The sequence below is a fragment of the Streptomyces smyrnaeus genome (assembly GCF_017676345.1).
Lineage (GTDB): Bacteria > Actinomycetota > Actinomycetes > Streptomycetales > Streptomycetaceae > Streptomyces > Streptomyces smyrnaeus.
Window position 1 is genome coordinate 231,383 of sequence record NZ_JAFFZM010000004.1, and the last position, 22,555, is coordinate 253,937.

The following is a 22,555-nucleotide window of genomic DNA, read 5'->3' on the forward strand; positions in this document are numbered from 1 at the left end:
CTTCGATTCTGCGGTCCGTCGCCTCGTGTCGGCCTCGGTCAGCCTCCTGACAGTCCACGTACGAGCAGTACGAGGGCCGCTCCCACCGACAGCGTGAGCACCGCACGGCGCATCCGGTCGCCCTCCAGGTGGTGGCGCAGCCGCCCGGAAGCCAGGAAGCCGAGTGCCATCGACGGGAGCAGCATCCCTCCGGCCACCAGTTGTTCGGCCGGCAGACGGTGGGCCGCCGCGAGGGTTCCCAGGGACAGCAACGCACCGACGGCGAAGAAGACGCCCAGGGTGCCGCGCACGGTCGGCCCCGGCTCGCGGTGGTAGATCAGTGCCATGAAGGGACCGCCGATCGAGGACGTGGTGCCGGTGATCCCCGCCACCACACCGGAGGCGACCAGCGTCGTGCGGTTGCGGGGAAGCCGAGCCGGGTCGAAGGTCAGCAGCGAGACGACGGCCAGCGTGATGCCGGCGGCCAGCAGGTCCAACACGGGCCCGGACACGAGAACGATCACGTATGCGGCCGTGGCCGTCCCCGCGATACGCCCCAGCAGCGCCCAGGAGACGCCGTACCAGTCGGCGTGTCCGACCTCCCGGGACACGGCGAGCAGCGCGAGCCCCAGCGCGACGAGCAGCATCGCGCCCGGCATCAGCCCTGGGGCGGCGATCTGCACCACCGGGGCGGCTACGACGGCCAGGCCGACGCCCATGGTGCCTTGCACGATCGCCCCGAGGAACACGGCCACGGCCGCGCACGTCAGTACCGTCGTGTCAGGCACGGGCGAGCGCCCCGATCCTCGTCCCGGCCCCGAGCGCCACCCGTTCCGCGGCCATCCCGGCGCAGAGGAAGACGACCGCGGCCACCACCCATCCCGCCGTACCGGAAGCGAGGAGCGCTCCGGTCACCACGAGCGGCCCGACGATGCGCTCGGTGGACAGCCCCATGTTGAACACGGAGAGGTAGCGGCCCCGCGACTCCTCGGGCGCCAGGGCGATGGACAGTTCCCAGGCCGCCGAGTTCGCCAGCACCTCACCCAGCGTCAGAGCGACCACGGCGGCGGTCAGCCACCCGATGGCGTACCAGCCGTCGGCGCCGCCCGCAGTGGCGAAGCAGATCGCGCACACGGCCATGGCGCCCCCGGCGACGGCGAACAGCCGACTGGTGCGCCGCAGCCCGTCCGCGAGCCGGCTGACCGGGATCTGCATCAGGACGACCAGCCCCGTGTTGACCGCGAACAGGACGGAGACCATGTACCGCGGGGCGTCCGTGCGCTCCAGCACCCACAGCGGCATGGCCACCATGAGCAGCACGTCGAAGAAGCTGAGCAGGAAGTTGAGCATCGTCAGGACGAGATAACGCGGATACGGGAGCACCGAGCGCACCGAGCGCACCGCACGAGCGCGCTTCCCGCCGTCGTCGGCGGCGTGCTTCGGCGAACCGGCCGGCCGGCCGCCCGCCGGAACGCGGAGGACCAGGACCGCCCCACCGACGAAAGCCGCCCCTATGACCCCCAAAGTGAGCTGGTAGGCCACCAAGGTGTCGCTGACGAGTGCGACTCCGGCGGCGACCGCGCCGAGGCCCAGCCCGCAGTTGCGTACGACGTTGATCACGGCGAGGAGGGTGGTGCGTTCGAGCGGTACCGGAACGGTGGCGGCGACGAGGGCCTGCAGCACCGGCGGCCCGGAGCGGTCCGCCGCCAGCGCGAACAGGGTGACCGCCATGAACTCCCAGAAGGTGGAGACGAACCCGTAGGCGACACAGCAGACCGCGCGTGCGGCGTAGAGCGTCGCCAGTACGCGGCGTGGGCCGATACGGTCCGCCAGCTCACCGGCGATGAGCGTGACCCCGATCGCCACGGCGCCCGCTGCGGCGAGGCCCGCACCGACCTCGCCCGCGCTCAGCCCCACCTGGCGGGTGAAGAACGCCATGGAACTGGCCATGAACAGGCCGATTCCCAGCGACTGGACCAGCGCGGCGGTGACCAGACGGCCACCGCCCGCGGCGAGACGGGGCAACCTCACCTCACTGGGCTCCGAACGAGAAGTCGACGTCGTCCTCGAGCTCCATCTCCCTGACGATGCGGCGGATGCCGGAGAAGTCGCGCACCAGCAGGTCGTTGCCGGCCTGGGCGCGGCAGTCCGCGACGATCTCGTCGGCGTGCTCGATGCCCGCGTGCTTCAGGACGTCGGGCCACACCTCGAAGTCCTGGGCGACGAAGGCGTTCAGGGCGCGGGGCAGGGCGTCGACGAACGCCCTGCGCTGCTCGGTGTTCATGTGTACGAACAGGGATTTGGCGACCTCCACCATCACCGAGGAGTGCGCCGACTCGTCCCTGGCGTGCAGACGTGGCACGAGGGCGTGCAAGGGCTGCACCGTCGTGTCCCGGGACAGCAGCTCCAGATAGGCGTTGACGCTGATCTCGGAGACCGTCGTCCACACCAGTTTGAGCAGGTCCCGCTCCCACTTCTCGGACGTCTCCGCTTCGGCCTGGAGCAGCCTGCGGTAGGTGACGGTGTGCGGGTAGCTCGGCTCGTTGACGACCTCGCGTACCTCGCGGGTGCGCTGCATGGCCACCATGTGCATATAGGTGTGCCAGACCTCGTCCACGTGGGTCTGCTGCACCGCCCGCTTGAGCTGCACCCCGTCGGCACCCGGGAAGACACCGTGCATGATCATGGCGAAGGTGGGGTTGGCCACGTACTCCTCGGCTGCGATGACCCGCTCGTTGTAGACGAGCCAGGCCATGGTGAGCACCTGCTGACGCTTCTCGGGGTCTGCCGCCACGAAGTGCGGGTGCTCGGCGAAGGGCAGCAGGTGCACCGGGTAGTCGGGAAGCGTCCGGTCGTACTCCTCGGGTTCCGCGATCTGGTCGAGGTCGGTGCGGATGGTGGCCCGCCTCGGCCAGGAGGCGGCGATGCGGCGCAGTACCGACTCGTCGATGGCGTGCTCGTGCCCGGCTGTTCCGTCCTCGCTGTGCTCGCTCAGGACCGTCACAGTTCCTCCTTCGACGTTGCTGCTGCCTCTTCGACGGCCGCCCCGAGAATCCCGAAACCGTGCTCGAGCACCGCGGGATCCGCGACGATCGGCGGCATGATCTTCAGGACTTCCCCGCGGGCTCCGGAGGTCTCCACCAGCAGCCCGCGACCGAACGCGGCACGGGAGACACGGTCGGCGAGACCCCGGTCGGAGAAGGCCAGGCCCCGCATCAGACCTCGTCCGCGGACTTCGCAGCCCAGTTGGTCGTGCGTACGTGCCATCCCGGCGAGCAGTTCGCCGAAATGCGCCGCGGTGTTGCGTATCCGCCCGGTGAACTCCGGGTCCGCCCAGAACTCCAAGCAGGCCGCGGCGGAGACGAAGGCGAGGTTGTTGCCACGGAAGGTGCCGCTGTGCTCGCCCGGCCCCAGCTGGTCGAGTTCGGGCTTGACCAGGACCAGCGCCATCGGCAGCCCGAATCCGCTGATCGACTTGGACAGGCAGACCATGTCCGGGACGATGCCCGCCTCTTCGAAACTGAAGAAGGTGCCGGTGCGTCCGCAGCCTGCCTGGATGTCGTCGACGATGAGCAGGACGCCCCGCTCGCGGGCCGCGTCGGCGAGCCGGCGCAACCACCCGGCGTCGGCCGCGGCGAGCCCTCCCTCGCCTTGCACCGTCTCCACGACGATCGCCGCGGGCAGGTCGACACCGCTGCCGGGGTCGTCGAGCATCCGGGTGAGGTGGTCGACGGTGTCGACCGCTTCGCCGGAGTACCCGTCGTAGGGCATCCGGGTGACGTGCCCCAGGGGCACGCCGGCGGCGCCCCGCTTGAACGCCGTGGCGGAGGCCGAGAGCGCGCCGAGCGACAGCCCGTGGAAGCCGCCGGTGAAGGCGATGATCTCGGTACGCCCGGTGACCCTGCGCGCCGTCTTGAAGGCGGCCTCGACGGCGTTGGTGCCGGTGGGCCCGGTGAACTGCACGCGGTAGGAGAGGGACCGGGGTTCGAGCACCACGTCGCGGAAGCGGGTCAGGAAGTCCGCCTTGGCACCGGTGTGCATGTCCAGTCCGTGCACCGGCCCGTCGGCCAGCAGATAGTCCACGACGGCACGGCGCACCTCTGGGTGGTTGTGGCCGTAGTTCAAGGCGCCCGCTCCGGACAGGAAGTCGATGTACTCCCTTCCGTCCCGGTCCCACATGCGGTGGCCGCTCGCCTTGGTGAAGACGGCGGGGAAGCGACGGCAGTAGGTTCTGACGGCGGACTCGAGCTCGTCGAAGACGTTCTCGGCCGACTCGGTCACGGTCATGAGCGGCTCCAGGGGTCCGTGTCGGCGATCCGCGCGGTGTCGCGGTGCCCGAGGGTGGTGCGGGGGGAGAGCGGGAACCAGCCGGCGAGGGTGAGCCGGATCAGCTCGCGCATCCTGTCGGCGATGAGCTCGGGCCCGTAGGCGGTGGCCACGTCGGCGGCGTCGATGACCGCGGTCGGCGGGAAGTACCGGGACGCGCGCGCAGGACGCACCACCGCGTCCCAGAGGTTGAGGCTCTGGCCGCCCCACCGGGCCCGTCCGCTGAACACGGAGTAGATGGGCAGGCCCTTCCCGTCCGGTCGGCTGAGCGCCTGGTTGACCGGTTCGCTGACCATCTCGACGATCAGGCCGCAGGCCCCCGCGTCCCGGGCCCGGCGGGCCCAGGCGAACAGCTCGAAGGCTGTTTCGAGGTCGTCACCGTGTCGGCCGAGTGTGCTGCGCTGCGGCGTGTACCCGAGGTGCACCAGGGTCGGGGTTCCGGTGGCCGCCACAGCCTCTGCGCACCGCAGGTCGTCCTCGCAGGACACCTCAATCTTCACGGCATCGGCCCCGGCCGCGGTGAACCGGTCGGCTGCGGCGAGGGCCCGGTGGGCGTTCCGGGTGGTGCCGTCGGGCAGATCCGAGAGCAGAAAGGGACGGCGGTCTTCGGGGAACTCCTTGTCCATGGCGCCACGGACCTCACCGACGAGGCCGACCAGGGTGGCCAGGGCCCACTCCTCCTCGGCCGGCCCGGTCATGGCCGTGCCGGGCCGGCCGAGATGCGTCATGAAGTAGGAATCGCCGACCATGACGCACTCGACAGGGCTGTCGGCCAGATCGGGGGTGCACAGCGCCCGCGCCAGGCCCTCGACCTCGTAGTCGCGGTAGACGTTGATCTTCAGCCCGAGTTGAGCCGGGGAAGAGTAGCGTCGTAGATAGGGAGCAAGCGTTCCGCCGGTGAGTAAGGTGGCAGAGTCAGCGCTCACTAATGGCCTCCTTGTAGACCTTGTTGATGCGTTGGACGGCGTCCCGGACGGCCTCCGGGGGCGCGGCCGTGAAGCAGATCCGGGCCCAGTCGCGGCAGTGCTCACCGAACACCCGGCCCGGCGCGAGGCCGACACCGTTCTCGGCACAGCTGCGCACGAACCGCTCACCGTCACCGAGCGCGCTCAGGTCGAGGAAGGTGTAGAGGGTCCCGGAGACGGCGGTGTGGGGAATGTCGAGGTATTCGTCCGCCAGACGCCAAGCGTCGTACGCGCGCGCACGTCGGTCGGCGAGTTCGCTCTCCGGCGTGGCCAGCGCCTCGTAGGCGGCGAACTGGGACGGTGTCGATACGGAGTACAGCGTGTGCAGCGACCACTTGGTAAGAGCCTCCTCGCAGCCCGGTGGCGAGACGAGGTGGCCGACCCGGGCGCCCGGCATCGCATAGGTCTTGCTGCAGGTGTGCACGGAGAAGGTGCGCTCGGCCGCACGGCCGACGGCGGCGGAGTCGAGGAATCCGTCCTGCGAGAAGTCGTAGTTCTCGTAGGCGTTGTCCGCGATCAGCCACAGGTCGTGCCGTTCGGCCAGTTCCGTGAGCCCGGCGAGCGCTTGCTCGTCGAGGCGGAAGCCGGTGGGGTTGTTCGGGTTGTTGAAGTAGATGGCCCGCGTCCGGTCGGTCACCGCCTGCTCGACGGCGCCGAGGAAGTCGAAGCCGGGGTCTGCGCACAGCTCCAGGAAGACGGGGACCTCGCGGGGCACCCCGCCTGCCGCCCGGACCAGGCCGGTGGCGAAGAGCCACTGCGGAGAGAGGATCACCACCTCGTCGCCAGGGGCGAGTACGGCGCGCAGCACCACCCCGATGGCGTGCGTCGCCCCGCCCGTGACGAGCACCTGGTCGACGTCCACGGTGGCGCCTCGCCGGGCGGAGGCCGCCGCGGCGAAGGCCTCGCGGAGCGCCGGGACACCTGCGGGCGGGGCGTGTTCGTGCGCGGAGATACCGAAGTCGGCACGCTCCCACACCCGGGGCCGGGCGCACGGCTCGAAGACCGTCTTGCCCTGGTGGAGGCCGACGGGGAGCGCGTGTGCGTGGTCGCGCAGCAACTGCTGGACGGCGACGAGGGGAGACGGGGCGATGTCGGACAGTGGACTGGCCAATGACGGCATGACGGACGGCTCCTCGTTCGCTGACGGTCCGGTGATCTGTCGGTAAGAGGGCAGCGAGCACCAGACGTCCATGTGCAGACGGACGTCTGAGGTCAGAAAGTGCTTGCGCGACCGGCGCACCGGCCGCACGCCGGTTCAGGTGGGCGCACAACGCGGACCGACCACGCCTCCCGGCAGGTCCGAGGCCCCTTGCCCTCGTTGCAGTCCGGGCAGGACGCCTTGTGACAGGATCTCGTCACGGATCTGACGCGCCGGTACGACTGTCCCGGCGCGTACCTGTGCTCCACTGCGAGGTGCGGTCGCCCGCACGTCGTCCCCCGCGTCTTCCCCCCGAATACTTCGCCCCCTCGTCGCATCTGCGGCGGTGTCACTCGGACAGTACGACGGTGCGAAGAGGCGGGGCACCGTTGTGCCCGGACTGCGGCTTTTTCTCGGTAACGTCGTTTAGCCAATTCTGCCGAGCGGCGCCTACCGGGTGGGGCCGCGCCCCACCCGGGACGGCTGGTCGAGGTCGTCTCACGTGCCGAGCCGGTGCGGCCCGGGGCCGCTCACTCGTAAAGGTGTACCGGGCGTCCGCTCTCGCCGTACTTGAGAACGAGTTTGAGCCGCCCGGAGCTCTCCAGGTGCTTGAGGTACCGCTGTGCGGTCGAGCGGCTGATCCCGGTGCGCTCCGCCACGTCGTGCGCGGACAGCGGCCGCCGCGAGCGGGCGATCACCTGGTGGACGAGTTGGACCGTCGGCATGGCGTAGCCCTTCCCCGACGGCGCGTTCGCGGTCGAGGAGCGCAGCGCCTGGAAGACGCCGTCCACGCTCGCCTGCCCCTCCAGGACGTCCTGAGCGAGCGTCTTCTGCAGCCTCGCGTACGCGTCGAGTTTGGCGCGCAGCGTCTGGTAGGTGAAGGGCTTCACCACATAGTGCAGCGCCCCGCACCGTACGGCCGAGCGCACGGTCTCCACGTCCTGGGCGGCGGTAACCATGATCACGTCGACCGCGTACTCGGGACGCTGCAGCTCGCGGGCCAGCTCCACTCCGGTCCTGTCCGGCAGATAGTGATCGAGTAGTACGAGGTCGACCCCGCCGCGGTCCACGGCCGCGAGCGCTTCCGCGCAGCTGCCCGCCTGGCCGACGACGCGGAATCCGGGGGTCTTCGCCACATAGGCCGAGTTGATCTCGGCGACATGGAAGTCGTCGTCCACGACGAGCACCCGGGTCACTGGAAGCCTCCCGGTGCCGGTGTGCCGGTCGGTCGCGGCAGACGTACGGAGAACACCGCGCCGCCGCCCGCCCGGTCACGCACCCGGACCCTGCCGCGGTAGCTGTCGGCTATCTGCTGCACCTGTGCGAGTCCGAGGCCGCGGGCGTGCCCGTCGGGTGACTGCTTGGAAGACCATCCTTCGGAGAAGATCCTTTTGCGCAGCCTGATGGGAACCCCGGGGCCGTTGTCGGACACCCACAGCGCGACGGCGTCGCCGTCGGACCGCAGGCCGGCTTCGACCCGCGGACTGCGGCAGGTTTGACCCCGCACCGCTTCCAGGGCGTTGTCGATGAGGTTGCCCATGACGATGACGAGGTCGCGCGGGTGGGCGACCGGCCGTCGCAGCCAGGCGTCGGCGGAGATCTGCAAAGCCGCGCCCCATTGCGCGGCGACGAGCCCTTTGCCGATCAGAAGCGCACGGACCAGCGGCTCGTGTATGCGTTCCACGACCGGGGCGAAGGGAGCCGGCCGCTCGTGCTCCAGCGCGGTCACGAAGTGCCCCGCTCTGTCGTACATATCGAGTTCCAGCAGGCCTAACAGGGTGTGCAGGCCGTTTGTGAAGTCATGCCCCTGGCTTTTCAGGAGCTTGGGAAGGACCGGGGTGGCGTCCATCGAGTGCACTCTCATCCGTTGGTCACGTCAGATGCGGAATTTGTTCTTCCGACTTTCCCGTGCGAGCGAGCGACAGATGCCTTCACATCTGCGGGTAAGCGTACTGTAAGCAGAATGAGTAGAAGGGGAATTTGAGGACGAAGCAGCACTGTGCGCAGAATGCCGCTTCCCGTCGACGGATGAACTAGCCTCGGCCGCGTCCGGATCACGAACCGTCCCGTGTCACCCCGCGTGGTGGCCGGAGGGAGAATGCAGTGCGGGCCTCCTCCGAGCGCGGAGCCGTGGTACTCGTGGACAGCGACTATGCCGACACCCCGTACGACAAGTGGGCCGCCGACGCCGGCATCGGACTGGAACTCCTCGTCTCCGGCAGCCGTTTCCCGCAGTACCGACATGTGCCCGGAGCCCGCTGCTTCCCCGACTACCGCACCGGTGGCACCCTCGAACAGGCGGTCCTGGAGACGCTGACCACGACGCCCGCCCAGAGCCTCGTGGCGCGGGCGGAGAGCGATCTGCTGCGCGCGGCGCGTCTGCGCGAAGTGCTCGGCGTCCCGGGGCAGAACTGGGACAGCGCCCTGGCCTTCCGGGACAAGGTCCTGATGAAGACCCTGGTCGCCGAGGCGGGCCTCGCCGTGCCCGACTTCGCGCCGATCCGGGTCCTCGTGGACCTCCTGGCCTTCCTCCGGCAGCACGGCTATCCGGTCGTCGTCAAACCCGCTTACGGGTCCGGATCCACCGGTACGCACGTCCTGCGGGGGCCGGAGGATCTGGCCCGGCTGCTGAACGGGCCACTGCCCGAGTACGCCCAGGTCGAACGGTTCGTCACCGGGACGATGTACGTGGTCGACGGTCTGGTCGCCGAGGGAGAGCCGGTCACCTCGTTCGTCTCCCGCTATCTGAACGACTGCCTTTCCTACCGATCCGGTACACCACTGGGCTCCACCCAACTGACCAGCGACGACCCGCTGGTGCCACGACTGGTCGACTTCGCGCACCGTGTACTGGACGCGCTGCCGACCCCCCGGTGCACCAGCTACCACCTCGAGGTCTTCCACACGCCCGAGGACGAACTGGTCCTGTGCGAAGTCGCCAGCCGTACGGGCGGCGCCCTGACCGCGGCCGCGATACGGGCGGCGTCAGGCATCGACCTCGACCGCGAGTGGTTCCTCGCCCAAGCGGTGCCGCGACACCCGGCGCCACGCGGAGCAACCGGCGTGGAACCCGGCCGGGCCGCGGGCTGGGTGGTCTTCTACCCCCGGTCCGGGCAGCTCGTGGCGCTGCCGCAGGACCCGCCACCGTTCGTGGCCGAGGAACGCCATCGCGGTACCGTGGGCGCCACCTACCAGGGCGGCGCCAAGTCCGGGGTGTACCTCAGCGGTTATGTCGTCACCGGCGGCGACGCGGCCCAGGTGGAGCAGCGGGTCGACGAACTCGTGCAGTGGTACGCGGCGGAGAGCCGGTGGCGCGACTGACCGTCCACCGGCCGCCCCCAACGAGGAGCGGAATGCGGTACATCATTGTCGGAGCCGGGGCGGTCGGCGGAGCGATCGGCGGCCGGCTCCACGAGGCCGGCCACGACGTGGTCCTCGTGGCGCGCGGGGCCCACTACGAGGCCCTGCGCACCGACGGACTACGGCTGACGACCTCCACCGGCACGCTGGCCCTGCCCGTTCCGGTCGTCGACAGCCCGCAGGCCGTGACGCTGCGCCGTGGCGACGTCCTCGTACTGGCCGTGAAGGCCCAGCACACCGAGGCGGCACTGCGCGAGTGGGCGGCGCGACCGGTCACCGGTGAGCGGCACGGCGCGACGGCAGGTGAGACGATTCCGCTGGTCTGCGCTCAGAACGGCGTCGAGAACGAGCGACTGGCGCTGCGCCGCTTCGGCCGCGTGTACGGCATGTGCGTCGTACTGCCCGCCGCGCACCTGAGTGCGGGGACGGTCGTCGCCCGCTGCGCACCGTACACCGGCGCCCTGGTCCTGGGCCGTTACCCGGCAGGCATCGACGCGACCGCTCGCGGTATCGCCGCCGACCTGGAAAGCGCCCACATGCTCGCACCCCTCGCTCCCGAGGTGATGCGCTGGAAGTACGCCAAGCTCCTCGCCAACCTGGCGCAGACGGTCGAGGCCCTGTGCGGAAGTGCCGCGGAAGGCGCGGCGGCGCAGGTCACCGAATGGGCCCGGACCGAGGGCACAGCAGTGCTCAAGGCGGCGGGGCTGGACCGGGCGAGCCCGGCCGAGATGGCCGAACTGCGCAACGGCAAAGTCGAAGGGCCCGCGCAGCCGGACGGGCAGCAGGCCCTCGGCTCCTCCTGGCAGAGCCTTGCCCGGAAGGCGGGTTCGATCGAAGCGGACCACATCAACGGCGAGATCGTGCTGCTCGGCCGGATGTACGGAGTGCCGACCCCGGTGAACGAGACGCTGACCCGGCTGGCGAACACCGCCGCACTCGAAGGAAGGGAACCCGGGGAGCTGGACGCCGACAGGTTGCGGGAGCTGGTGGCCGCCGCCCGCTGACCGCCGCGCACCGCAGCGCCGCTCCGCCTCGGGCCCGGTACGGCCCCTCCCGCGGACAACCGGCGTGTCGGCGCCCGAGGGCAAGGGGCGTACCGCTGCCGGGGTGCATCAGGGAGACTTGGGGGGCCGTACCCAGACCGTGAGGAGTTCCCCCACCGATGGCCAGCCCCCGCCCGGGTTCCGCACCGCGTCAGCCGACGATCGCCGATGTCGCGCGGGCCGCCTCCGTCTCCCGTACGACGGTCTCGCACGCGCTCAACGGACTGGGCAAGGTCGACCCGCGCACGCGCGAGCGGGTCAAGCGGGTGGCCGAGGAACTGGGCTACCGCCCCAATCTGCGGGCCCAGCGGTTGCGCCGCGGCGAGGCCAAGGCGATCGCCCTGCTGTCCTCGATGCCGCTCGCGGTGGCCGGGGGGCCCTCCCGGCTCGGGTTCTACATGGAGGTGGCTGCTGCCGCCGCGGAACACGCACTGGCGCACGGATTCGCGTTGGTGCTGCTCCCGCCGGGGGAGACGGGCGCGGGGTTGCGGACCGTCGACGTCGACGGGGCGATCGTCGTGGAGCCGGGGGAGGACGATCCGCTCGTCGCCGAGTTGACCGGACGAGGGCTGCCGTGCGTGGCGCTGGGCCGGCCGGTGCCGGACACCGGCCGGGTGCCGTACGTCGACCTCAACGGCGAGGCGGTCGCCGAACTGCTGCTGGAGCATCTGTTCCGGCAAGGGGCCCAGCGCCCCGCCCTGGTCACGGCGGCCGGTACCCGGTCCCCGGCAGTGGATGCCCGGGCGGCCTACGAGCGGGCCGCGGAACGGTACGGATGGCCGCCCGTGACCGCGGTGGCCGAGGAGGCCGGTGGTGAGTCGGCCGGCTATGAGGCGTGCGCCGCGCTGCTGCGCGAACACCCGGACACGGACGCCCTGTGTGTGCTGGTCGACGCCTTCGCGGTGGGCGCGGTGCGAGCGGTGCGCGACAGCGGGCGCGGGCTCCCGGACGACGTCATGGTCGTGACCCGGTACGACGGCCTGCGCGCCAGGACCTGCACGCCCCCGCTGACCGCTGTGGACCTGCATCTGGAGCAGGCCGCGGCCGACGCGGTCGAGCTGCTGCTGCAGCGGCTGCACGGGGAGCCACCAGGCGCCCCACGGCGAGCGCCGGGCCCCCGGCTGGTGACACGCGCGTCTTCCAGCCGGGGGCCCGCCGTCGCCGACGAGCGCTGAGCCCTCATATCCCGAGCATCAGCACCAGCCCCGACACCAGCGCGAAGACCAGCACCGCCAGCCGCAGTCGGCGCGCGTCGAGCCGCTGGTGCACCAACCGGCTCAACGCCGCCCCGGCCGCGAGCGCGGGCAGAATCCACAGCACCGTGCCGAGGTGGTCCGCTTGCCCGCGCCCGGTCGCGAACAGCAGCGCGAGGGAGGCTATCTCACCGACCAGGAAACAGACGGCCACCGTCGAGCGCAGTTCGGACGGCGGCCGGTGCTGGTAGACCAGCGCGAGCGGCGGGCCGCCCACCCCCGTGGCGGTCTCGGTGATCCCGGTGACCAGTCCGGCGCCCACGAAGGCGCCCCGGCCCGGAGCGAACTCGGGCGCCGCCAGGCTGACCAGCGCCGCGAGCACGGTCGCGCCCCCGACGAACAGGCCCAGGTCCCGTTCCGGGATCACCGCGAGGAGCAGCAGCCCCGCGGGGGTGGCCGCCAGCCGCGCACCGGTGATCCAGCCCGCACCGCGCAGATCGAGGCTGGAGCGCTCCCGCCAGGCGACGTACAGATTGAGCGGAATCATCGACGCCAGCAGGAAGACCGGCAGCAGCCCGGGGTCCACCAGGCCGGCCACCGGCGCGACGATGAGTGCGTAGCCGAGGCCGCTGGCACCCTGGACGAAGGCGGCAGCGGCCACCGTCACCGCCAGCAGGACGAGGAGTTCGCCGCTCATCGGGCGGCTGCCGTGGAGGTCCGGTGGGCCCGCACCACCGGCGCCCGCCGCACCACCTCACGCGCCAGTTCCGCAGCACGCGCCACCAGGCTCCTGCCGTCCCAGTGCGGAGGCCAGCCGTGCCACAGACGCAGGCACCCGGCGGTGAAGACCGCCGTGATCTGATCGCGGTTGCCGCGCCGCACCAGCTCCCAGGGCAGATCGTGCGAGGGACACATCTCCGGGCCCGTGAGGTCGACGAGTAGGAAGTCGGCTGCGGCACCCGCCGCCACCACGCCCGTACGCACGCCGTGACCCCCCGTCATACCGCCCAGCCCGACCGCGTCGGCGCCCAGCCGGGTGCCGTGGTCCAGCCACGTCCAGCCACCGCCGCAGGAGGAGTCGCCGCCGGCCAGCCCGTAGGTGAGGCGCTGGGCTGTCTCGGCGGCGTCGAGCAGCCGGAAGGCGTCACCGCGGGTGCCGTCGCTCCCCAGGCCGAACCGGATCCCCTGCTCGGCCATGGCGAGGGCGGGTGCGACGGCGTTGCCCTTCCAGGCGCTGGCCACCGGGTTGTAGCTGACGGCGGTGCCGGTGTCGCGCAGCAGGGTGAGTTCACCGGGGGTGACCAGCGTGGCGTGCGCGGCGAGCAGCTGCGGCCCGAGCACGCCCAGCCGGTGCAAATGCTCCAGGGGGCGCAAGCCGTGCTGCAGCAGGGAGCGTTCGACAGCGGCGAGGTGCTCGTTGACGTGTATCTGCAGGACCGTGCCCGCTTCGGCGGCCAGCCGGGAGGTGGCCTTCAGGGTCCGTTCGGTGGCCGCTTCGGGGAGGGAGACGGCCAGTGAGGGGTGCACCAGGGGATCGGTCTCGTAGCGGGCGAGATGCTTTTCGGCCAGCGCCGAAATCTCCTGAGCGCTTCCGGTTCCGCCGGGGTCCCGGCCCCGGTCGGAGTCGTTGCAGATCTGCCCCAGGACGCAGCGCAGTCCCGCGTCGCGTGCCGCGCTCGCCACGGCTTCCACGTCGACCGGGGCGCGCGTTCCGGCTTCGGCCACGGTGGTGAATCCGCCGCGCAGCGCCTCCAGCGAGGCGAGCTTCGCCGCCACGTACGCCGACTCCTCGTCGAGCGCGCCCTCCAGCGGTGCCCACACGCGGCGGAATATCTCCGACGGTTCGCCGAAGGCCAGTGCGGCGCCGAAGCTCTGGGTGAGGTGGTGGTGGGCGTCGACGAAGCCGGGCATCAGCACGGTGCCCGGCAATCGCTCAGGCTCCAGGTGCGGGAAGTCGCGGGACAGGCGGGCGGCCGGTCCGACGGCGGTGAACACGGTGCCGTCCACGACGACCGCGTGGCCGTCGGCGGGCCCGTCGGGAAGCAGCACGGTGTCGGGGACCAGGAGCAGGGGCGAACCGTCGCTGCGTGCGAGGGCACCGGGTTCGGAAGTGCGCAGGGGGGTCATGGCGTCCTTGTTGGTGAAGGGGTGACAGGTGTGAGGAGTCAACGGGCGGTTTCCTGGTCGGTGCCCGAGGGACCGGCCGGCGCGGCCTCGGCCGCGGTCCCCACTGCCGCGCCCCCGATGGCCGTGGTGGGACGGGGACGCCAGGGTGCTCGGTGGAAGAGCGCGTGCAGCAGGGCTGCGCTGAAGGCGCCGACCGCGACGCCGCTCTCCAGCAAAATCCGCAGATTCGGGGACAGTTGACCGTATACGCCGGGCACCAGGATGGGGAGCAGCCCGAGTGCCAGCGCGACGGCCACGATGAAGGTGTTGGTGTGGTCGTCCAGGCCGCTGCGTCCGAGCATCTGGATGCCGAGCACCGTGATCACCCCGAAGACGACCAACGCGGTGCCGCCCACCACCGGAGCGGGAATGGCGTTGACGAGCCAGGCCACCGGCGCGAGGAAGCCGACGGTGATCAGGACGAGGCCTGCGGCGACCGTGACGAAGCGGCTGCGGACGCCGGTGATCCGGACGATGCCGATGTTCTCCCCGCTGGTGACCATCAGCGGGAGCCCGAAGAAGCCGCCCGCCAAGGAGACGAGTGCGTCGCCCCGGATGGTCTTCGGTGCGTCGCGACGGGCGTCCGGCTCCTTGCCGACGGCCGCGCTGTTGATCACCGTCTGTCCGGTGGCCTCGGCCATCGAGGCGAGGCTGTAGACCAGCAGCGGCAAGGACGCGAGCAGCGCGAACTGCGGGGTCCCGAACGGCATCAGCTGGGGTGCGTGCAGCAACGCACCGCCGCCGGTGGCCTCCAGCTCGACCCGGCCCAGCAGTGCGGCCAGTGCGGTACCGGCCAACAGTCCGAGGAGCACCGACAGCTGACGCAGCGTGCCCCGCAGCATTCCGTAGGCCAGCGCGGTGCAGCCGACCGTGGCCAGGCCGAGCAGCAAGGCGCGCGGCTCGGCGAACCCGCTGCTGCCCGGACGCCCGGTGATCAGCAGCGCGCCGACCTTCACCAGATTCACCCCGACGATGACGATCATCGTGCCGATGACCAGCGTGGGGAAGAACCTCAGCAGTCGCGAGAAGACCGGCAGCACCACGAAGCAGAAGACGGCCGTGATGACGACTGCGCCGGTTGCGGTGCGTACTCCGTGCTGCTCGGCGATGGAGAGGAAGAGGATCAGGGGGGCGCCACCGGGCAGCATCACGAACGGCAGCCGCGCCCCGATGCCCCACGGCCCCAGCGACTGGAGCAGCGAGCCGAGTCCGGAGAGCACGAACGCGGCGGACAGGAGGTTGGCGGTCAGCGCCGGGGTCAGATGGAGGGTGGAGCTGACCAGGAAGACGCTGGAGATCGGAGTGGCGGCCATGACCAGCACATGCTGGATACCGAACAGAAGCATCCGGTGCAGCGGCCGGTAGTCGTCGACGGGGTGCACCTGCGGACCGTCGGGGCGGGGTGTGGTGCGTGGGTCCGGGCCTCGACGAAGAGCATTGCGTAGCGACACGATGAGGGCTCCCTCTCGGGTGCGGTTCGCTCGGTGTTGGCCGGCACAATCGGGCCCGGACGGTGGCCAAATCGATTTGGCCAAATCGATTTGGCCGCCAGTATGGGAGGCGGGCCGTGCCGAGTCAACACATCGCGCGCGGCCGCGACCGGGGCGTACTGCGTACGCGAGGAGACTCCGCCGAAAGGGGCCGGCGGCGACCGGCCGCACCGCAGCAGTGCACGCCACCACCACAACGGCGGCGCCCCGCCGGCCGGTGTCGCACGGCTGAGCGCCGGATGACCGCACAGCTCGGAATCGTGGTGGGCCCTCCCGGTCTCCGCGTCAGCGGCCCGAGGACCGGGGCGGGGCCGGACATAGAGTGGCGGGGTGTTCGACTCGCCTGACTTCGACCTGGCGCCGTACGCGGATTTCGACACCGGCGAACTCGTGCGGCGCACCTATTGCAGTTGGCACGCCGCCGGATGGCGGTCGATGCTCGTACAGAGCTTCACCCACGCCCGGGAGGCGGAGTCCGTTCCGCTGCCCGGGGTGTCCGATCTGCATCTGGTCCTCTGCACCGGCGGGGACGCGGTGATGCGGGTGCGCGACGGCGGGAGGGCGGTGCGGCGACGCTGGGTCCCCGGCCGTCTGGAGCTCATGGTCCCCGGCCACTCGACCGTGCGCGGTTACCGCGCGACCTCCGCGATGCGGAGCGTCCAGGTACACGTTCCACGGGCCACGGTCGAGCGGACCGCGGCCGAACTGGGCGGGCCCGCCCCCGACTTCGCGGCGCTGCGGGCCGCTCTGTCCGGGGGAGACGCGGTCGTCGAGCAGGTGATGCGCGCGTTGCCGAGCGCCGAGAACGCCGACGACCTGTACGCGGAGTCGGCTGCGGCGTTCCTCGTGACACATCTGCTGACGCGAGGCCGGGACCACCGCCTCCCGGGTCCCGAGCACCAGGCCGTCCGCGAAGCCATCGCCGTCATGCGGGACCGCCTCGCCGACCCGTTGACGCTCGCCGACATCGCCGCCGAAGTGCATCTGAGCGTCTATCACTTCGTCCGCGTCTTCCGCGACGCCACCGGCCGGACGCCGCACCGGTATCTCACCGGACTGCGGATCGAGCAGGCTGGGCGGCTGCTCGCCGACACGGAGCTCACTGTCGCGCAGATCGCCGAACGCTGCGGATTCTCCAGCCCCGGCAGCCTGTCGTCGGCGTTCCTGGCGCACATGGGCGTCCGACCGTCGGTGTACCGCAAGAATGCGTAGACGGGTGCGCAATCGTGCGCATCCCCCCACCGGCGCACCCGGCCCTAGCGTGAGGGAATGCCGTACAACTACGCCGTCACCGCACATTCCCGGGCGAACCCCGAGACCGTCTTCACCGCGCTCGTCCGCGCGGCCACCTGGCCGTCGTGGTCGCCGATCGACGCCGTCGAGATCGAGGACGGCAGTGACCCCGGGGAGCGGCAGGGCGTCGGTGACACCCGGATCTTCCGTACCGGCCGGGCGGTCTCCCGGGAACGCATCGTCGAGCTGGTCCCCGACCGGCGCTTCGGCTACGAGAACGTGAGCGGCCCGTTCCGCTCCTATCGGGGCACCGTGGAACTCGCCGAGGCACCGCAGGGCGGTACCGACATCACCTGGTCGGCCGGCTTCGAGCCCAAGCTGCCCCTTTCGGGACCGCTGTGGCGGTGGTACCTCACCCGCTTCATGCAGCGGATGGTCGACGGCCTGGCAACCTACGCCGGCGAGACGGCTGACCGGGGCCCGGCCGGGTGAGCGCCCGCCGGGCACCCGGTCTGCTGCCCCGTTCTCCCGCAATGCTCACCCAGGCGCGACGGCAGCCGTGAGGGCGATCTGGCCGGCTCCGCTTCGGGCATTCGTCTTCGAAAGCTCGGTCCGCGATGCGACGCTTCGGCGCAGCGGAACGTGGCCCGGGAGCTTCGGCCTCACGGCTGCGCCTGTTTCGGCAGGGTGAGGATCTCGGCTCCGTCGTCGGTGATGGCGATCGTGTGCTCACTGTGTGCTGTCCGGCAGCCTGTCGCACTTCGTAGCGTCCACCCGTCGGCGTCGGTGACGAGTTCAGCGGTGTCCGCCATGATCCACGGCTCCAGTGCCAGCAGCAGTCCAGGGCGCAGTTTGTATCCCCGGCCGGGGCGTCCGGTGTTCGGAACGTGCGGGTCCTGGTGCATCGTCGATCCGATGCCGTGGCCTCCGAACTGGGTGTTGATCGGGTACCCGGCCTCGCTGAGGACCGTGCCGATGGCGTGGGAGATGTCACCTATGCGAGCCCCGGGCCCGGCAGCGGCGATCCCCGCTGCCAGCGCGCGCTCGGTCGTACTGATCAGCGCGACGCTCTCCGAGGGCGCTGCCTTGCCCACGATGAAGCTGATGGCGGCGTCCGCGGCGACTCCGCGTCGGGACACGGCGAGGTCGAGTGTCAGCAGATCGCCGTCGGCGAGCTTGTAGTCGTAGGGCCGTCCGTGGAGCACGGCGTCGTTGACGGCCGTGCAGATGTAGTGGCCGAACGGGCCGCGCCCGAAGGACGGTTCGTAGTCGACGTAACAGGACTGCGCTCCCGCATCGACGATCATGCTCTTCGCCCACCGGTCGATGTCCAGCAGATTCGTGCCGACCGCGCTGCGGTTCTTCAGCGTCTGCAGGATGTCGGCGACCAGGGCGCCCGTGTCTGTGGCCCGGCTCAACAGGGTGGGGTTCAGGATCTCGATCATGCGGCGCCCTTCCGATGCAACCAATAACTATACCGGCCATACTATACCGGTATTAGTATGGGAGTCATGGTCAGGTTGCCGCTCACTCCCGCAGAGGTCGAACGTGGACAGCGCCTCGGCGCCCTCCTGCGTCGAGCCAGGGGAGAGCGCTCGATGCTCGATGTCGCGCTCGACGCACGTGTCTCACCGGAGACCCTCCGGAAGATCGAGTCGGGCCGCGTGGCCACCCCTGCCTTCCCGACCATCGCGGCGATCGCCGATGTCCTCGGCCTCTCCCTCGATGCGGTGTGGGCCGAGATCAGCCGGCCCGAACGCGGCGCTGGACCGGCCGACGTCGGTCACCACACCCCCGGGCAGTTGACCGCGTAAAGCCGCATCCCCCGGCTGCGCGTGCGTCGCAGACGTAGCAGATGTCGACAAGTGGGAAGGCGTGGGCGGCGCGGCTGTCAACCGATGTCCCCGGTCGGTCCGACCACGGTCGTGCGGCGGGTCGTTGCCCACAGGAGCAGGGCGGCGAGGCTGAACGCCGCGCCGAGGGCCGTCACCATCGGCCAGCCCGCCACCGCATAGGCGAGCGAGGAGCCGAGGGCACCGAGGCCGCTGCCCGCCGAGTAGAAGACCATGTAGCCGCCGATGATCCTGCTGCCCGCGTCGGGTCGGACGGCGTGGATCATGGTCTGGTTGGTGACGTGGACGGCTTGTACGGCGAAGTCCAGCAGGACCGCACCGCCCGCCAGCGCCCACAACGACTGCCCCGTCAGGCCGATCGGAAGCCAGGACAGCGTCAGCAGGGCGAGACCGGCGCCGGTCGTGCGCTGGGCCAACCCCCGGTCGTTCCAGCGTCCGGCCACTCCTGCGGCGGCGGCCCCGGCCGCTCCGGCGAGCCCGAACGCGCCGATCGCCGTATGCGACAGCGACCACGGCGGACCGCTCAACGGCTGCGCCACGGTGCTCCACAGCGTGCTGAAGGCCGCGAACACCAGGAGGGCGAGCGCGCCGCGGATCCGCAGCAGCGGATGCCGGACGAACAGGGTGACGGTCGAGGCCACCAGCCGTCCGTACGACATCTTTCCGGCCCCCTCGGACGGCGGCATGGCCGGCCGCAGGGTCGACGGCAGGGCGCGGCGCAGCAGCACGGCGAGCAGGGCGGTGACGCCGGCGGACACCAGGTACACCGCCCGCCAGCCGGCGAGGTCGGCAAGGGCACCGGCGGCGGCGCGGGCCAGCAGGATGCCGGTGACGATGCCGCCGGTGACGGTGCCCACGGCGCGGCCGCGCCGGGCGGGCGTGGTCAGCGCGGCCGCGGCCGCGACCATCGTCTGGGCGACGACGGCGAGCAGTCCGACTGCGGCGAGCGCACCGAGCAGCGCCGCCGCGCCCGGCGCCAGCCCGGCGCCCAGCAGAGCGAGCGCCAGCAGCCCGAGCTGTGCGGTGATCAGCCGGCGTCGGTCGAGCAGGTCACCGAGCGGAACGAGCAGCAACAGGCCTGCCGCATAGCCGAGTTGGGTGACGGTGACGATGGTGCCGAGCAGTGCGGGGCCGAGCGCGAACCGCTCGCCGAGGGTCACCAGGAGGGGCTGGGCGAAGTAGACCGTGGCGACGGAGCTGCCGCAGGCCAGTGCGAGGAGCGGCACGAGTCGGGCGGGTGGCGACAGGTCCGGCGCCGCTGTCGGCACCGGCGTCGCGCGGTCACCGGGCCCGCTCGCCTCGTCGGCCCTGCCCGAGCACTCGATCGCCATGGGTACGCCTCCCAATCGGTTGCATCTTGCTACCGGCGTGACCGTAGCCGTACGAGGTAGCATGTTGCAACCAGCATGGGGAGAGCCGGAGAGCCGGAGACCCCGTGGAGTCCCGGGGAAGGAGCCGAATGGTCGCCCGCATCCGTTTCGACGACGACCCCTGTCCCGTCGCCCGGTCGGTGAACGTCATCGGAGACAGATGGTCGCTGCTGATCGTGCGGGACGCCTTCGACGGCAGCCGCCGCTTCAGCGAGTTCCAGCGAAGCCTGGGCATCGCCAAGAACATTCTGGCCGCCCGGCTGCGGACGCTGGAGGAGGCCGGAGTGCTGCGCGGTGCGCCTGCGTCCGAGGGCGCGTCCCACCGCGAGTACGTCCTCACGGACAGAGGCCGAGCCCTGTTTCCGGTGATCGTCGCCCTGCGCCAGTGGGGCGAGGACCAGTGCTTCGCCCCCGGTGAGCCCCACTCCCGTCTGCTCGACCGCCGTACCGGCCGACCGCTGCGTCGCCTCGAGGTCAAAGCGGCGGACGGACAACCGGTGGCGCCCCCGGACACCGCGGTGGAGAAGGTGGAGGACACGGAGAAGACCGGGCAGGCTGGGAAGACCGGGAAGAGCGGAAAGCCCGGGAGGCAGTCGAGGCAGCGCAAGCGGTGACGGGCGGAACCGCTTGACGAGGCCGGGGGGCCAGGACGTGTATCGAATGTAGATCTTGAACGATGAATGATCAGGGACTGGGGCGCTCGCGCGGTGGGTTCGCCATCAAGCTGCACCTGGCCGTCGGCAGGGGCCAAGAGCCTCTGTCGATCGTGAACACGGCAGCGGAGCGCGGGGAATCGCCGCAGTTCGAACCCGTGCCGGAGAAGGCCCGCGTGCTACGCATCGGGCCGGGCCGGCCGCGCGCACGCAGCCGTGCCCAAGAAGCCCGCAGAGCATCCAGCGTGCTGGTGAATGCTGGTGAACATGGGCAGGACTCTGCGGCTACTCGCCGACGGCTCCGTCGATCGCTTCGCGCAGCAGGTCGGCGTGGCCGTTGTGCCGCGCATACTCCTCGATCATGTGGGTGAGGACGTAGCGCAGCGAGATGGTCACCCCGCCGCAGTCGACGGTGTCGTCGAGGGAGGCGAACGAAGAGGCGACGGCACGGGCACGGACGCACTCCTCATGCCAGACTTCGAACGCCTCGTCCGCGTCGGCGTCCTCGACATGGAACTCGGCGGCCGTGCCGTCGACCTCGCCGGGCCACAGCGGCCCGACATCCTCGGCGTTCAGGGCGAAGCGGAACCAGCTTCGCTCGACGGACGCCGCGTGGCGTACCAGGCCCAAGAGGGTGAGCTGTGAGGTCGGGATCGCCCTCTGTTTCAGCTGTTCGCCGGTCAGCCCTTGGCACTTCATGGCCAGGGTGGCCCGCTGGTGGTCGAGGAACGAGGTGAGCGACGCGCGGTCGTCGGCCACCTTCGAGGGAGGTGTGCGCTGGTCATCGTTCACCGCACAAGGATGGCAAGGACACCTTTCCACTGGCCACCCCGCGCGCGCCCTCCCCGTCGGGCACGAGATCTCCGAGGGCGTCGAGCCGGCATCACGGCTCGACGCCGGCTCGACATCGAGGTGGCTGTCACCAGGGCTGTCGCCAGGTAAGGCGATGGCGGCGCGTGCTCGTACCGCGCCTGGGCTCGCCCGGCTTGCGCATCGGAGCGTCAGCTGTGGGTGAGGGTGCGGTCCAGGAGGGGGAGCAGGCGGTCCCAATGAAGCTGCAGCGCGGCGGGGTCGAAGGCGTCGGTGTCGGACATGGTGAAGCCGTGGACGGTGCCGGGATAGATCTCGGAGGTGTACTGGACACCCGCGGCGTCCAGAGCCTGGTTGAGCTCGGCCAGGGACTCGGGCGTCATGTCCGTTTCCGCGTGGCCGAGGTGGACCTGGGCCGTGAGCGGGGAGAGAAGGCGTCGCAGGTCGTCGGGCCCGTCCGCGCCCACTGGGCCGTGGAAGCTGGCGACGGCGGCCACCTGGTCGGGGTGGGCGGAGGCGGTGCGCAGCGCCAGGAGTCCGCCTATGCAGTAGCCGGTCACCGCGACCGGTCCGGCCGCCACCTCGGGCTGGGCGGTGAGGAAGCTGAGACAGGCGTCGGCGTCGCTCAGGATGCGCTCGGCGGTGTGCGCCTCGATCAGGGGCATCAGTTGGGCGATGGTCGCGGGGCGGACGTCTTCTCCGATGTGCTCGGGGAGTTCGATCACCGGTGTCGGACCGTGCCGGTAGAAGAAGTTGGGGACGAGTACGTAGTACCCGTGGTCGGCCAGTTCGCGGGCCATCTCCCGTAGCACGGGACGGATACCGAAGGCGTCCGCGTACATCAGCACCCCCGGGTGCCGCCCGTCACCGTCGGGGAAGGCGGCGAAGGCGTCGGCGCGGCCGTCCGGGGTGGGAATCTGCACTGTCTTGTCGGGCAAGGTCGTCCTTCCGTGGAGTCCGCCCCGCCAGCGTTGGT

General features: G+C 70.9%; 22 protein-coding genes. 7 read left to right on the forward strand and 15 right to left on the reverse strand.

Translation table 11 applies throughout. From position 1 onward, the window contains the following. Positions 1-38: 38 nt before the first annotated feature. The 8 genes from JW613_RS09120 to JW613_RS36305 all read right to left on the reverse strand — a co-directional run bounded on the left by JW613_RS09120 (position 39) and on the right by JW613_RS36305 (position 8,257). Positions 39-767 (reverse strand): sulfite exporter TauE/SafE family protein, encoded by a 729-nt coding sequence (locus JW613_RS09120; RefSeq protein WP_209210194.1) that lies wholly within the window; start codon positions 765-767, stop codon positions 39-41. Further along, a complete protein-coding gene (locus JW613_RS09125; protein ID WP_209210195.1) occupies positions 760-2,010 on the reverse strand; it encodes an MFS transporter in 1,251 nt (416 codons plus the stop codon). The genes JW613_RS09120 and JW613_RS09125 overlap by 8 nt, the downstream gene beginning before the upstream one ends. Position 2,011: 1 nt before the next feature. Beyond that, the gene (locus JW613_RS09130) at positions 2,012-2,983 is read right to left on the reverse strand and encodes a diiron oxygenase (RefSeq protein ID WP_307865843.1); all 972 of its coding nucleotides are present in this window, start codon (positions 2,981-2,983) and stop codon (positions 2,012-2,014) included. Then, positions 2,980-4,266, reverse strand: coding sequence for a diaminobutyrate--2-oxoglutarate transaminase (ectB, locus tag JW613_RS09135; protein WP_209210196.1), 1,287 nt, complete (start codon positions 4,264-4,266; stop codon positions 2,980-2,982). The genes JW613_RS09130 and ectB overlap by 4 nt, the downstream gene beginning before the upstream one ends. Continuing rightward, on the reverse strand, positions 4,263-5,231 hold the full coding sequence (locus JW613_RS09140) for a 3-methyl-2-oxobutanoate hydroxymethyltransferase (RefSeq protein ID WP_209210197.1): 969 nt from the start codon (positions 5,229-5,231) through the stop codon (positions 4,263-4,265). The genes ectB and JW613_RS09140 overlap by 4 nt, the downstream gene beginning before the upstream one ends. Continuing rightward, positions 5,221-6,390, reverse strand: a complete 1,170-nt coding sequence (locus tag JW613_RS09145) for a pyridoxal phosphate-dependent aminotransferase (RefSeq protein ID WP_209210198.1) — start codon at positions 6,388-6,390, stop codon at positions 5,221-5,223. The genes JW613_RS09140 and JW613_RS09145 overlap by 11 nt, the downstream gene beginning before the upstream one ends. Positions 6,391-6,938: 548 nt before the next feature. Then, complete coding sequence (locus JW613_RS09150) at positions 6,939-7,604, reverse strand: response regulator (RefSeq protein WP_209210199.1); 666 nt, start codon at positions 7,602-7,604, stop codon at positions 6,939-6,941. Then, the gene (locus JW613_RS36305; RefSeq protein WP_209210200.1) at positions 7,601-8,257 is read right to left on the reverse strand and encodes a sensor histidine kinase; all 657 of its coding nucleotides are present in this window, start codon (positions 8,255-8,257) and stop codon (positions 7,601-7,603) included. The genes JW613_RS09150 and JW613_RS36305 overlap by 4 nt, the downstream gene beginning before the upstream one ends. Before the next feature lie 254 nt (positions 8,258-8,511). Here JW613_RS36305 and JW613_RS09160 point away from each other — a divergent pair, with 254 nt between their 5' ends. The 3 genes from JW613_RS09160 (at position 8,512) to JW613_RS09170 (ending at position 11,986) form a co-directional block, all read left to right on the forward strand. Continuing rightward, positions 8,512-9,729: an ATP-grasp domain-containing protein gene (locus JW613_RS09160; RefSeq protein ID WP_209210201.1), complete on the forward strand. Its 1,218-nt coding sequence runs from the start codon at positions 8,512-8,514 to the stop codon at positions 9,727-9,729. A gap of 32 nt (positions 9,730-9,761) precedes the next feature. Then, positions 9,762-10,772, forward strand: coding sequence for a ketopantoate reductase family protein (locus JW613_RS09165; RefSeq protein ID WP_209210202.1), 1,011 nt, complete (start codon positions 9,762-9,764; stop codon positions 10,770-10,772). 158 nt (positions 10,773-10,930) lie between these two features. Further along, positions 10,931-11,986, forward strand: coding sequence for a LacI family DNA-binding transcriptional regulator (locus JW613_RS09170; protein WP_209210203.1), 1,056 nt, complete (start codon positions 10,931-10,933; stop codon positions 11,984-11,986). A 4-nt stretch (positions 11,987-11,990) separates the two neighbouring features. Here the strand turns inward: JW613_RS09170 and JW613_RS09175 are convergent, their stop codons facing one another. From JW613_RS09175 to JW613_RS09185, 3 genes are read right to left on the reverse strand one after another with little or no spacing between them, the layout of a single operon-like run. Next, the gene (locus JW613_RS09175) at positions 11,991-12,701 is read right to left on the reverse strand and encodes a sulfite exporter TauE/SafE family protein (RefSeq protein WP_209210204.1); all 711 of its coding nucleotides are present in this window, start codon (positions 12,699-12,701) and stop codon (positions 11,991-11,993) included. Further along, a complete protein-coding gene (locus JW613_RS09180; RefSeq protein WP_209210324.1) occupies positions 12,698-14,131 on the reverse strand; it encodes an amidohydrolase family protein in 1,434 nt (477 codons plus the stop codon). The genes JW613_RS09175 and JW613_RS09180 overlap by 4 nt, the downstream gene beginning before the upstream one ends. A 38-nt stretch (positions 14,132-14,169) precedes the next feature. Next, complete coding sequence (locus JW613_RS09185; protein WP_245225292.1) at positions 14,170-15,516, reverse strand: uracil-xanthine permease family protein; 1,347 nt, start codon at positions 15,514-15,516, stop codon at positions 14,170-14,172. 474 nt (positions 15,517-15,990) lie between these two features. Here JW613_RS09185 and JW613_RS09190 point away from each other — a divergent pair, with 474 nt between their 5' ends. Further along, entirely contained in the window at positions 15,991-16,872 is an 882-nt protein-coding gene (locus JW613_RS09190) for an AraC family transcriptional regulator (RefSeq protein WP_209210205.1), read from the forward strand. A gap of 57 nt (positions 16,873-16,929) precedes the next feature. Further along, positions 16,930-17,385, forward strand: coding sequence for an SRPBCC family protein (locus JW613_RS09195; protein ID WP_209210206.1), 456 nt, complete (start codon positions 16,930-16,932; stop codon positions 17,383-17,385). Between the two features lie 170 nt (positions 17,386-17,555). Here JW613_RS09195 and map read toward each other — a convergent pair whose 3' ends face one another. Further along, entirely contained in the window at positions 17,556-18,338 is a 783-nt protein-coding gene (gene map / locus JW613_RS09200; RefSeq protein WP_209210207.1) for a type I methionyl aminopeptidase, read from the reverse strand. Between the two features lie 66 nt (positions 18,339-18,404). Here map and JW613_RS09205 point away from each other — a divergent pair, with 66 nt between their 5' ends. Further along, complete coding sequence (locus JW613_RS09205; RefSeq protein ID WP_209210208.1) at positions 18,405-18,707, forward strand: helix-turn-helix transcriptional regulator; 303 nt, start codon at positions 18,405-18,407, stop codon at positions 18,705-18,707. 77 nt (positions 18,708-18,784) lie between these two features. On the opposite strand, the gene JW613_RS09210 is transcribed toward JW613_RS09205, so the two are convergent. Then, entirely contained in the window at positions 18,785-20,077 is a 1,293-nt protein-coding gene (locus JW613_RS09210; RefSeq protein WP_209210209.1) for an MFS transporter, read from the reverse strand. Positions 20,078-20,205: 128 nt separating this feature from the next. Between JW613_RS09210 and JW613_RS09215 the strand changes: the two genes are divergently transcribed. After that, positions 20,206-20,730: a winged helix-turn-helix transcriptional regulator gene (locus JW613_RS09215; protein ID WP_209210210.1), complete on the forward strand. Its 525-nt coding sequence runs from the start codon at positions 20,206-20,208 to the stop codon at positions 20,728-20,730. 324 nt (positions 20,731-21,054) lie between these two features. On the opposite strand, the gene JW613_RS09220 is transcribed toward JW613_RS09215, so the two are convergent. Next, a complete protein-coding gene (locus JW613_RS09220) occupies positions 21,055-21,561 on the reverse strand; it encodes a DinB family protein (protein WP_209210211.1) in 507 nt (168 codons plus the stop codon). Positions 21,562-21,770: 209 nt separating this feature from the next. Next, the gene (locus JW613_RS09225; RefSeq protein ID WP_209210212.1) at positions 21,771-22,517 is read right to left on the reverse strand and encodes a dienelactone hydrolase family protein; all 747 of its coding nucleotides are present in this window, start codon (positions 22,515-22,517) and stop codon (positions 21,771-21,773) included. Between the last annotated feature and the right edge of the window lie 38 nt (positions 22,518-22,555).

Excerpts from the sequence above, each read along its gene's own strand:
- JW613_RS09145 (WP_209210198.1), bottom strand. The coding sequence starts at position 6,390 with ATGCCGTCATTGGCCAGTCCACTGTCCGACATCGCCCCGTCTCCCCTC.
- JW613_RS09180 (WP_209210324.1), bottom strand. The coding sequence starts at position 14,131 with ATGACCCCCCTGCGCACTTCCGAACCCGGTGCCCTCGCACGCAGCGAC.
- JW613_RS09170 (WP_209210203.1), top strand. The coding sequence starts at position 10,931 with ATGGCCAGCCCCCGCCCGGGTTCCGCACCGCGTCAGCCGACGATCGCC.
- JW613_RS09205 (WP_209210208.1), top strand. The coding sequence starts at position 18,405 with ATGGTCAGGTTGCCGCTCACTCCCGCAGAGGTCGAACGTGGACAGCGC.
- JW613_RS09195 (WP_209210206.1), top strand. The coding sequence starts at position 16,930 with ATGCCGTACAACTACGCCGTCACCGCACATTCCCGGGCGAACCCCGAG.
- JW613_RS09175 (WP_209210204.1), bottom strand. The coding sequence starts at position 12,701 with ATGAGCGGCGAACTCCTCGTCCTGCTGGCGGTGACGGTGGCCGCTGCC.
- JW613_RS09215 (WP_209210210.1), top strand. The coding sequence starts at position 20,206 with ATGGTCGCCCGCATCCGTTTCGACGACGACCCCTGTCCCGTCGCCCGG.
- map (WP_209210207.1), bottom strand. The coding sequence starts at position 18,338 with ATGATCGAGATCCTGAACCCCACCCTGTTGAGCCGGGCCACAGACACG.
- JW613_RS09185 (WP_245225292.1), bottom strand. The coding sequence starts at position 15,516 with ATGCTTCTGTTCGGTATCCAGCATGTGCTGGTCATGGCCGCCACTCCG.
- JW613_RS09210 (WP_209210209.1), bottom strand. The coding sequence starts at position 20,077 with ATGGCGATCGAGTGCTCGGGCAGGGCCGACGAGGCGAGCGGGCCCGGT.
- JW613_RS09165 (WP_209210202.1), top strand. The coding sequence starts at position 9,762 with ATGCGGTACATCATTGTCGGAGCCGGGGCGGTCGGCGGAGCGATCGGC.
- JW613_RS36305 (WP_209210200.1), bottom strand. The coding sequence starts at position 8,257 with ATGGACGCCACCCCGGTCCTTCCCAAGCTCCTGAAAAGCCAGGGGCAT.
- ectB (WP_209210196.1), bottom strand. The coding sequence starts at position 4,266 with ATGACCGTGACCGAGTCGGCCGAGAACGTCTTCGACGAGCTCGAGTCC.